Consider the following 10,459-nt stretch of genomic DNA (forward strand, 5'->3'; position numbering starts at 1 on the left):
TCCCGACTCGACACAATGTGTTTTGTCCCCCGGTCAGTGTGCCGGGAGTTTTTATTGTAAACCCCCTCGAAACTTTATTGTTGACCATCTGTCTCCCGCTGCGCTATACTCGGGTACAGATGCCTTGTAAATTTTTAACAGAGGGGAATTTTATTCTATGAAAAACAAAAAACTGACCACCTATCAGATGGCTGTTACTGCGCTGATGGCCGCCGCGCTGTGCGTGCTTGGCCCGCTGAGCGTGCCCATCGGGGCCATTCCCATTTCGCTGTCAAACTTTGTCATCTGCCTGACCGTATGGCTGCTGGGGCCCAAGTTCGGCACCCTGAGCGTGGCGGTGTACCTGCTCATCGGCCTTGTGGGCGTGCCGGTGTTCTCCGGCTACGGCGCGGGCATTGCCAAGCTGGCAGGCCCCACCGGCGGCTATCTGGTGGGCTACCTGCTGCTGGCCTTCATCGGCGGTCTGTTCATCGAAAAGAGCAAGGGCCAGCCGGTGATCTCCGGCATCGGCCTTGTGCTGGGCGATGCCGCCTGCTACGTGCTGGGCACCGCATGGTTCGTGTTCCAGATGCAGTGCGATCTGGGCTATGCGCTTTCGGTGTGCGTGTACCCGTTCATTGCGCTGGACCTCGCCAAGATCGTGGTGAGCTGCATCGTGGGTGCACTGCTGCGCAAGCGTCTGGTACAGGCTGGCGTGCTGAAGCTGAAGGAAGCCTAACAGGCAAAGCAAAAGGGAGACTGCAAACGCAGCCTCCCTTTTTTGTTTGTGATCCGTTATTTTACATAGCCAAGGGTCGCAGCCATCACGGCCTTGATGGTGTGCATCCGGTTCTCGGCTTCGTCGAACACGATGCTCTGGGGGCCTTCAAACACTTCATCGGTCACTTCCATGGCATCGCGGCCAAAGCGCTCGCCCATCTCCTTGCCCACGGTGGTCTTGTGGTCGTGGAAGGCGGGCAGGCAGTGCATGAACACAGCGTGCGGGCCTGCAATGTCCATCAGCTGCTGGTTGATCTGGTAGGCGGCAAGGTCATTGATGCGCTCAGCCCACACCTCCACCGGCTCACCCATGGACACCCACACATCGGTGTACAGCACGTCGGCACCCTTGGCGGCCTTGGCGGGGTCCTCCTCAAAGGTGAGGGTGGCACCGGTCTCGGCAGCGATCTTCTGGCACTCGGCCACGAGGGCAGCGTCCGGCTGGTACTTCTTGGGTGCACAGGCGGTGAAGTTCAGGCCCATCTTGGCGCAGCCCACCATCAGGCTGTTGCCCATGTTGTAGCGGGCATCGCCGAAGTAAACGAAGTTGATGCCCTTCAGGTGACCAAAGTGCTCCCGGATGGTGAGGAAGTCGGCCAGGATCTGGGTGGGATGGAACTCGTTGGTCAGGCCGTTCCACACCGGCACACCGGCGTAGTGGGCAAGGTCTTCCACGATCTGCTGGCCATAGCCGCGGTACTCGATGCCGTCGAACATGCGGCCCAGCACACGGGCAGTGTCGGCGATGGACTCCTTCTTGCCGATCTGGCTGCCGGACGGGTCAAGGTAGGTCACTTCCATGCCCAGATCGTGAGCAGCGACCTCGAAGCTGCAACGGGTGCGGGTGGAGGTCTTTTCAAAGATCAGGGCGATGTTCTTGCCTGCCAGCTGGTCATTGTGGCGGATGCCGGCCTTCTTTTTTGCCTTCAGGTCTGCGGCAAGGTCCAGCAGTTCTTCGATCTCGGCAGGGGTGTAGTCCAATAGCTTTAAAAAGCTGCGGTTCTTCAGACTCATTGTATATTTCCCTCTCTATGCAAGCATTGTTGAATATTTATTCGAGATATAGTTCTATTATAATGATATCCTGTAAAAATTGCAATACCCTGTCGGATATGCTATACTGGCTGTGCTGCCCTTCTCCATTCTGGCAACAGAAGGGGGTGGATATCATGGACACCATTCTAACCAATTTTCTGGTGGCTGTCGCAGCACAGGTAGCTGCACACTTCCTGTGCAAGTGGCTTGAGAGTCACCGCAAGGGCAAGTAAGCACAAAAAGAACCCTCTCGGAGCTGCAACTCTGAGAGGGCTCTTTTTTGTGCGTGGATACAATGGAATGTTCTAACCAACTTCCTACCCTTAGTATATGCAATCCCACACAAAAGTCAAGATGCTATGAAAAAAGTTCACAGCTCCAGCTCTGCCTTCCGTCCGGTGGACTGATAGGCAGTCAGCTTCACGCCGGCCTTTTTGAACATGAACCGCGCCGCCACGCTGGAATCGCTGTCGTGGTACTTGTCGCCGTAGTACACCACCTCGGCAATGCCCGACTGGATGATGGCCTTGGTACACTCGTTGCAGGGGAACAGCGTCACGTACACCCGCGCACCTTTCAGGTTATTGTGGGCGCTGTTGAGGATGGCGTTCAGCTCGGCGTGGCACACGTACATATACTTGGTGTCCAGCGGTGCGCCCTCCCGCTCCCAGGGCATCTCGTCGTCGCTGCAGCCAATGGGCATACCGTTGTAGCCCAAGGACAGAATTTTGTTTTCCGAGCTGACGATGCACGCGCCCACCTGACTGTTGGGGTCCTTGGAGCGCATGGCCGTGAGCAGCGCAATGCCCATGAAATATTCATCCCAGTTGATGTAATCCGTGCGTTTCATTTTGGTATGCTCCTTGTGCCTTTATTCTGCCTTTTATTATAGCGTATCGCTGTGGATTTTACAATAAACTTTGGCACTGCCGTGCAACTTGCACAAAACCTTGCCCCGAAGTTTGGCGCTTGATTCGTCAGAATTTTCAAACGAAATATTTAAAAATCATTTTGAGTGTGGTATTATCTTTGTAAAATATGCCACAAAAGCGGAGAGAATGCTCCGTGCGGCGGAAATGAGGGAAAAACCGATATGAAATACGCAAGCAACAACATCCGCAATATCCTGATTGCCGGTCATGCCGGCAGCGGCAAGACCACGCTCACCGAGGCGCTGGTCTATTTTTCGGGCGCTGCCGAGCGTATGGGCCGGGTCGAGGACGGCACTACTGTTTCGGACTTTGACCCCGAGGAAGCAAAGCGCAAGGCCAGCCTGTCTGCATCGGTCGTCCCCGTGGAGTACGAGGGCATCAAGTACAACCTGATCGATGCGCCGGGCCTGTTCGACTTCGAGGCCGGTGAGTATGAGGGCATCCGCGCAGCCGAGAGCGTACTGGTGGTGGTGTCCGGCCGCAGCGGCGTGACTGTGGGTGCGGAAAAGGCGTTCCAGCTGGCCCGCAAGAATGGCAAGGCTACCATGGTGTTCGTCTCCAAGTGCGATCTGGAGAATGCCAACTACTTCAAGATCCTTGAGGATATGAAGATCAAGTTCGGCTCCACCGTCTGCCCCTGCGTGGTGCCCGCCAAGTTGGACGACGGCACCCCCGTGTACATCAACCTGTTCAGCCAGAAGGCCTTCAAGTACGAGGGCGGCAAGCAGATCCAGGTGGATCTGCCGGACATCGGCCACCGTTTTCAGGGCCTGATCGAGGCCATGAGCGAAGCCATTGCCGAGACCGACGATGAGCTGATGGAAAAGTTCTTCGGCGGCGAAGCCTTCACCACCGAGGAGATCGTGGAAGGCATGCGCAAGGGCGTCAAGGACGGCCTGATCACCCCCGTGTTCTGCGGCAGCGCCGTGAACCAGCAGGCACTGGATATGCTGCTGTTCAACATGCACAAGCTGCTGCCCAGCCCGGAGCACGAAGCCAGCACGCTGGCCGAGGATGCCGCCGGCGAGCCGGTGGAACTGCACTGCACCGTGGACGAGCCTACCGCCGCCTACGTGTTCAAGACCGTGGCCGACCCGTTCGTGGGCAAGCTGAGCTACCTGCGCGTGGTCAGCGGCAAGGTGACTGCAGGCGAACCCCTCACCAACGCCCGCACCGGCGATGTGGAGAAGATCTCCAAGCCCCTCACCGTCATTGGCAAAAAGCAGGTGGACTCCGACGGCATCATTGCCGGTGACATCGGCGCAGTGGCAAAGCTGGTGAGCGCCAAGACCGGCGACACCCTGTGCGACGCTGAGCGCGTGGTCAAGCTGCCCGCCCCCGTGTTCCCCAAGCCCAGCCTGTTCATGGCCGTCACTGTGGCCAAGAAGGGCGACGAGGGCAAGATCAGCAGCGCGCTGGCCCGCCTGATGGAAGAAGACCCCACCCTGAGCTACGAGAACAACGCCGAGACTCATCAGCAGGTGATCGGCGGTCTGGGCGAGCAGCATCTGGACGTGGTGAAGGCCAAGCTCAAGAACAAGTTCGGCGTGGAGATCGGGCTGGAAGCACCCCGCATCGCCTACCGCGAGTCCATCCGCAAGGCCTGCCAGAAGCAGGGCCGTCATAAGAAGCAGACCGGCGGTCACGGCCAGTTCGGTGACGTTATCATCAACTTCGAGCCCTGCGACAGCGAGCAGGTCGTGTTTGAGGAGAAGGTGTTCGGCGGCAGCGTGCCCAAGAACTTCTTCCCGGCTGTTGAAAAGGGCGTGCGCCTTGCCGCCGAAAAGGGCGTGCTGGCAGGCTACCCCGTAGTGGGCCTGAAAGCCACCCTGCTGGACGGCAGCTACCACCCGGTGGACAGCTCCGAGATGGCCTTTATTATGGCCGCAAAGCTGGCTTACAAGGCCGCTATGCCGGAGGCCGGCCCGGTCATTCTGGAACCAATCCACACCCTGAAGGCTCATGTGCCGAACGACAACACCGGCGATATCATGGGCGATGTGACCAAGCGCCGCGGCCGCGTGCTGGGCATGGAGCCGGACGAGGACGGCCTGCAGACCATCATCGCTGAAGTGCCGCTGGCAGAGCTTGCAAACTTTACCACCTTCATCCGGCAGACCACGCAGGGCCGCGGCTGGTTCACCACCGAGTTTGCCCGCTACGAGGTTCTGCCCGAGATGCTGGTGCCTGCCGTTGTGGAGCAGGCCAAGAAGCTGGGCAATCTGGACGAGAGCGCAGACGATTGATTCTCTAACTGAATAGGACATTTCCCCGATCCCCGCCGACACCTTTTTCCCTCTGTCGGCGGGGATTTTTGTTGTTATTTTTCTCAGATCCTCTAAAAATCTCTGCCATTTTTAGGCATCCTTCCAATCTTGTCTAAAATCCTTGATTTCTGTTGGGGGGGGTAGAATAAAGATTGGTGAATCTTTTTTGTCCACGATCCGCGCAGACAAGATCCACCCGCAAAAGTCGTATCAAGGAGGAATTTATATGAAAACGCGACTTATCAGCCTGCTGCTGGCATTCAGCATGGCACTGACATTTCTGCCTGTCGGGGCAGTCTCTGCATTTGCGGCGGAGACGGGCGATACATTTAACTTTAACGGTCTTACATACGAGATAACAAGTGACACAACCGCCAAAGTCAAAGGACCCGAAGCAAACACCTTATTGACCCAAGTAACTATTCCAGAAAAAGCAACAAATTCCTTGAATGGAAAATCCTACACTGTAACAGCCATTGCGGATAAAGCTTTTCGCAACACAAGCTCTAACGGCGAAATCACATCCATTACACTTCCCGATAGTTTGAAGGAAATCGGTGATTTCGCTTTCTTTTCTTGCCTCAAACTCGAAGACATCAATCTTCCCGATGGGCTTACTAAAATCGGGTATCAAGCTTTTCAGAACTGTTATAGTTTAACAGAAATCACCATTCCAAGCAGTGTAACTACTATGGGTTCACATGTGTTCAACCGCTGTACCGGACTAAAAGAAGTTACCTTTGAAAAGAATTCGCAGCTAAGCGCGCTTCCTGATGCAACCTTTGCCAACTGTATAAGTCTGGAGTCTTTTACCCTTCCCAATGGATTCGCTTCCATCGGCGAAAATGCTTTTTATAAATGCGGAAAACTCACCACATTAAACATCTCGGATGATGTTACTGAAATCAAAAAAGATGCTTTTATTGATTGCGCAAAGTTCAACACTATCAATTATGACGGTACCAAATACTCTTGGAACGCTCTACTAAAAAGCGGCAGCGTAGATAACACAGTTTTGGAAAAAATTCAAGCGGACGGCTTCACCGTGAATTACTGGGTACAGCCTTTGGTCGTCAGCGGCGGCATTTTCACAGTAGATGGCGATCCTGTAGTTGGCGATACAGCTATTGTGCCCGTCGGTGCTACAGTTGAAATCACTTTTGATCAGCAGTCTTTCGCTGACAGTGGTCTCTCTTTTGGTAGTTGGGAGATTGATGGTTTAAGCAATTCAGAATACTACAAAAATAAAGAAAGCTTCACCTTTACTATGCCTAAGAATCGCGTAGCAGTCACAGCTTCAACAATGGATATTCCCAGCGCCCCCACGATCGACGACGCCCCTGTTGACCCTGCCATCAGCACTGCGGTAACGATCATTGGCGGTGCACTGCTGGTGGGCGGGCTGCATCAGCTGGGCACCGAGCTGTGGCTGATCCATCATCTGCCCAAGGGTACCGCCATCCCGGAAACTCGCATCGAACTGGCCGAAGTGCTCTGGAAGGATGCCGGACAGCCTGCTCCTGCTGCCGAAGCCGCTTATACCGATATCGACACCGACGACACCGATGCGCAGCAGGCTGCACAGTGGGCAATTGAAAACGAGCTGATGACGCTGCGCAGCAGTGAGCATCCGGACAAATTCGACCCCCATGTGCCGGTCTCCACCGTAAAAGCCATTCGCGCGTGGAAAAAGGCACAGCAGATGAAACCGTCTACCAAGTAACACCCAATGGAATCAAAACAGCCCGTTCTCCTTTTTTGAAGAGCGGGCTGTTCCGTTATTTGCTCCAGCCGACACATTTTTCTGCCCTACCGCCGCCTTTTTTGTTGACAAAGCAGCCGCCTGCTATTATAATAATGTAGTCAAAATGGCATTCTTGTGCGGCTTTGCGGCTGCACAGCACAAATAGAGACAAGGAGAGATTCTCAAATGGCACAAGAGATCAAGATGTCCGCTGCCGGTCTGAAGGCAATGCAGGAGGAACTGGAATACCTCAAAACGGTGCGCCGCAAGGAGCTGGCCGAAGAGATCAAGGAAGCACGCAGCCACGGCGACCTTTCCGAGAACAGCGAGTACGACGAGGCCAAGAATACGCAGGGTCTGGTGGAGAACCGCATCACCGAACTGGAGCAGATGATCAAGAACGCCGTCATCATTGATGAGAGCGAGCTGAGCGTGGACAATGTCTCTGTGGGCACCCACGTCACCATCCTCATGACCGGCGAGGACGAGAACGAGGAGTACGACATTGTGGGCCGCACCGAAGCCGACCCCCTGAACGGCAAGATCAGCGACGAAAGCCCCGTGGGCCACGCTCTGCTGGGCAAGGCTGTGGGCGACAAGGCCGAAGTGCTGCTGCCCACCGGCCACACCGTGGAGTACACCGTGCTGAACATTACCCACGCTGCAGGCTGAGCAGGCCAAACGAATAGGAGAAACCATGGAAGAACAAAAGAAGAACCCGGCGCAGGGCCTGTCCGAGAGCGAGCAGGTGCAGGTGCGCCGCCAGAAACTGGCCGACCTGCAGGCTGCAGGCCACGACCCTTTCACCCTGACCAAGTACCCGCAGGATGCCTACTCTGCCGACCTGAAGGCCGAGTTTGCCGACCTGCCCAACGAGACCGACAGCGGCAAGACCGTGGCGCTGGCTGGCCGTATGATGTCCAAGCGCGTAATGGGCAAGGCAAGCTTTGCCCACCTGCGGGACGATAAGGGCGACATTCAGCTGTACGTCCGCCGCGATGAGCTGGGCGAAGAGCCTTATGCCGCCTTCAAGAAGCTGGACGTGGGCGATATCATCGGCGTGAAGGGCGAGGTGTTCCGCACCAAGACCGGCGAACTGAGCGTGCGCGCCACCGAGCTGACCCTGCTGGCCAAGAGCCTGCGCCCCCTGCCTGAGAAGTTCCACGGCCTGACCGACACCGAGATGCGTTACCGTCAGCGCTACGTGGACCTGATTGCAAACCCCGAGGTGAAGGACACCTTCGTGAAGCGCAGCCAGATCCTGAAGGAGATCCGCGCCTATCTGGACGAGAAGGGCTTTTTGGAGGTGGACACCCCCATCCTGACCCCCTTCGAGATTGGCGCATCCGCACGCCCCTTCTACACCCATCACAACAGCCTGAACATGGACATGGTGCTGCGCATCGAGACCGAGCTGTACCTCAAGCGCCTGATCGTGGGCGGCATGGACCGCGTGTACGAGGTGGGCCGCATCTTCCGCAACGAGGGCATGGACCCCAAGCACAACCCGGAGTTCACCAGCATCGAGCTGTATCAGGCCTTCACCGACTTCCACGGCATGATGGATCTGGTGGAGGAGCTGTACAAGCGCCTTGCCCAGAAGATCTGCGGCAGCATGGTCATCCCCTATCAGGGCAAGCAGATCGACATGGGCCACTGGGAGCGCCTGACCATGGTGGAAGCCGTGAAGAAGTATTCCGGCGTGGACTTCAACGACTGGAAGTCCGACGAGGATGCCATCGCCGCCGCCAAGGAGCACCACGTGGAGCTGCCCGAGGTGCCCACCAAGGGTTCCATTCTGGCCGAGTTCTTTGATGCCTTCGTGGAGGACAAGCTCATCCAGCCCACCTTCATCTACGATTACCCCGTGGAGATCAGCCCGCTGGCAAAGCGCAAGCCGGACGACCCCGCCTTCACCGAGCGCTTTGAGTATTTCATCGACTGCACCGAGTACGGCAACGCCTTCAGCGAGCTGAACGACCCCATCGACCAGAAGGGCCGCTTTGAGCGTCAGGTGGCCGAGCGCAAGGCCATCGAGCCCGACTGCAAGGCACAGGTGGACTACGACTACGTGAACGCACTGGAGTACGGCCTGCCCCCCACGGGCGGTCTGGGCTTCGGCGTGGACCGTCTGGTGATGCTGCTCACCGACAGCGCCTCCATCCGCGATGTGCTGCTGTTCCCCACAATGCGCCCGGAATCTAACTAAGCTACGTGGTAATCCTTGTGTCTCCGACAGTCCGCACGAACTGAAAATCCGACCCTGAATGTACCAAAAACCTGAATGTTCAGACGGATTTCTTAGGGGCTTGTCGGAGAAGGCAAAAATCCCAAACGGAGCGTGACGGATTTTCGCCAGTTCCACATCCAGCAGAAAACTGTAAACGAGAAAACAGTCAAGAGGACATTTCACCATCGGCAAAAGCCGAAAGTGGAGTGTCCTTTTTCTATATCCTGATAATGCAAGTATACCACATAACCTTGACAAAGGAGAAGAATACCATGGCACATAAGCGAAACTCGGTTGAAGTTCCTGAACTGGAAAAACTGCTGGCTGGAAAGAAAAAGAAATACGTTCGCTACGAGGAAGGGGCAGTCCTCTACTCGATGGGCAAAAACTCTTTCCGACAAGTCGCACAGGATGCTCACGCTGTCGTCCGGTTGAAACGCATTGCACTGGTGAACGTAGAAGTGCTGGACGAATATCTGGAATCCTTTCGTGAATAATTGAATTAGCTTTACATAGCGCACTTTCAGTTTCCGCAAAATTGAAGGTGCGCTTTTTCTTTTGCAAAAATCGAATAAGGAGGTTTTGCACATGGACGCACACTCACAGTTGAAAATCCGAGGTCACACCAAATGACGCTCGACTACTTTTACGGCCAGTCGGGTGAACTGTTCGCCTACTTCCGCATACCGAAAGCACTTTTTCAGGACAGCCGTTTCCGGCAGCTCTCCACGGATGCCCGGACACTGTACGGCATCCTGCTTGACCGCATGAGCCTGTCTGTAAAGAACAACTGGCTGGACGAACAAGGGCGCGTGTATATCATCTACACTGTCCGGGAGGTGCAGGAATCCCTTTGCTGTGCCGAACACAAGGCGGTTAAGCTGTTCCGGGAACTGGAACAGACCGACCTGATCGAGCGCAAACGGCGTGGGCTGGGCAGACCCAGCTTGATCTACGTCAAGAACTTCTCATCTGGACTGCCAAAAGCGCAAGTACGGAATGAAAACAAGTACCATCCCATCCGGGACTACCTAAGTGCCCTTGTGTGGGACGGGACAGAACGAATCCGTTTCTGTCTGCGGCACTTTCTGGGGGCTGACGCAGACGATTACACCTATGAAGCGTTGAAGCTGTTCCTGCTGGGTGCAATCTCACGAGCCTTTCAGCCGGGGTGCAAGTTTGAAATCATGCTTTGTCTGGTAGGCGGTCAGGGGGCTGGAAAGTCCACCTTCTTCCGTCTGCTGGCAGTCCGGGACGAGTGGTTCTCCGATGATTTGCGGAAGCTGGACGATGACAATGTGTACCGTAAGCTGCAAGGTCACTGGATTATCGAAATGTCGGAAATGATGGCAACCGCAAACGCCAAGAGCATTGAGGAAATCAAGTCATTTTTAAGCCGACAGAAAGAGGTTTACAAGATACCCTATGAAACCCACCCAGCAGACCGCCCCCGTCAGTGCGTGTTTGGCGGCACTTCCAATGCCCTTGACTT

9 protein-coding genes are annotated in these 10,459 nt (G+C 55.6%); 7 read left to right on the forward strand and 2 right to left on the reverse strand.

The window, feature by feature from the left end:
* Window positions 1-157: 157 nt before the first annotated feature.
* Window positions 158-718, forward strand: a complete 561-nt coding sequence (locus DWY76_RS09415; RefSeq protein ID WP_120081152.1) for a biotin transporter BioY — start codon at window positions 158-160, stop codon at window positions 716-718.
* 56 nt (window positions 719-774) lie between these two features.
* On the opposite strand, the gene argF is transcribed toward DWY76_RS09415, so the two are convergent.
* Both argF and DWY76_RS09425 read right to left on the reverse strand, forming a co-directional pair.
* Entirely contained in the window at window positions 775-1,773 is a 999-nt protein-coding gene (argF, locus tag DWY76_RS09420; protein ID WP_097777271.1) for an ornithine carbamoyltransferase, read from the reverse strand.
* A gap of 391 nt (window positions 1,774-2,164) precedes the next feature.
* Window positions 2,165-2,644, reverse strand: coding sequence for a dCMP deaminase family protein (locus tag DWY76_RS09425; RefSeq protein ID WP_005944992.1), 480 nt, complete (start codon window positions 2,642-2,644; stop codon window positions 2,165-2,167).
* 243 nt (window positions 2,645-2,887) lie between these two features.
* On the opposite strand from DWY76_RS09425, the gene DWY76_RS09430 reads away from it, so the two are divergent.
* The 6 genes from DWY76_RS09430 to DWY76_RS14395 all read left to right on the forward strand — a co-directional run.
* Entirely contained in the window at window positions 2,888-4,972 is a 2,085-nt protein-coding gene (locus DWY76_RS09430; protein WP_120081154.1) for an elongation factor G, read from the forward strand.
* A gap of 247 nt (window positions 4,973-5,219) precedes the next feature.
* The gene (locus DWY76_RS09435; RefSeq protein ID WP_049935372.1) at window positions 5,220-6,716 is read left to right on the forward strand and encodes a leucine-rich repeat domain-containing protein; all 1,497 of its coding nucleotides are present in this window, start codon (window positions 5,220-5,222) and stop codon (window positions 6,714-6,716) included.
* A 207-nt stretch (window positions 6,717-6,923) separates the two neighbouring features.
* The gene (greA, locus tag DWY76_RS09440) at window positions 6,924-7,409 is read left to right on the forward strand and encodes a transcription elongation factor GreA (protein WP_005945007.1); all 486 of its coding nucleotides are present in this window, start codon (window positions 6,924-6,926) and stop codon (window positions 7,407-7,409) included.
* A gap of 25 nt (window positions 7,410-7,434) precedes the next feature.
* The gene (gene lysS, locus DWY76_RS09445) at window positions 7,435-8,946 is read left to right on the forward strand and encodes a lysine--tRNA ligase (RefSeq protein ID WP_120081156.1); all 1,512 of its coding nucleotides are present in this window, start codon (window positions 7,435-7,437) and stop codon (window positions 8,944-8,946) included.
* Between the two features lie 293 nt (window positions 8,947-9,239).
* The gene (locus DWY76_RS09450) at window positions 9,240-9,464 is read left to right on the forward strand and encodes a DUF6462 family protein (protein ID WP_117948960.1); all 225 of its coding nucleotides are present in this window, start codon (window positions 9,240-9,242) and stop codon (window positions 9,462-9,464) included.
* A 132-nt stretch (window positions 9,465-9,596) separates the two neighbouring features.
* On the forward strand, window positions 9,597-10,459 hold an 863-nt coding region (locus DWY76_RS14395), incomplete at its 3' end, for a VapE domain-containing protein (RefSeq protein WP_243112003.1).

This window comes from Faecalibacterium sp. AF27-11BH, from assembly GCF_003603005.1.
Lineage (GTDB): Bacteria > Bacillota > Clostridia > Oscillospirales > Ruminococcaceae > Faecalibacterium > Faecalibacterium taiwanense.

Bases quoted from the DNA above. Each gene is read 5' to 3' on its own strand.
- DWY76_RS09415 (WP_120081152.1), top strand. From the start codon at position 158: ATGAAAAACAAAAAACTGACCACCTATCAGATGGCTGTTACTGCGCTG.
- argF (WP_097777271.1), bottom strand. From the start codon at position 1,773: ATGAGTCTGAAGAACCGCAGCTTTTTAAAGCTATTGGACTACACCCCT.
- DWY76_RS09425 (WP_005944992.1), bottom strand. From the start codon at position 2,644: ATGAAACGCACGGATTACATCAACTGGGATGAATATTTCATGGGCATT.
- DWY76_RS09430 (WP_120081154.1), top strand. From the start codon at position 2,888: ATGAAATACGCAAGCAACAACATCCGCAATATCCTGATTGCCGGTCAT.
- DWY76_RS09435 (WP_049935372.1), top strand. From the start codon at position 5,220: ATGAAAACGCGACTTATCAGCCTGCTGCTGGCATTCAGCATGGCACTG.
- greA (WP_005945007.1), top strand. From the start codon at position 6,924: ATGGCACAAGAGATCAAGATGTCCGCTGCCGGTCTGAAGGCAATGCAG.
- lysS (WP_120081156.1), top strand. From the start codon at position 7,435: ATGGAAGAACAAAAGAAGAACCCGGCGCAGGGCCTGTCCGAGAGCGAG.
- DWY76_RS09450 (WP_117948960.1), top strand. From the start codon at position 9,240: ATGGCACATAAGCGAAACTCGGTTGAAGTTCCTGAACTGGAAAAACTG.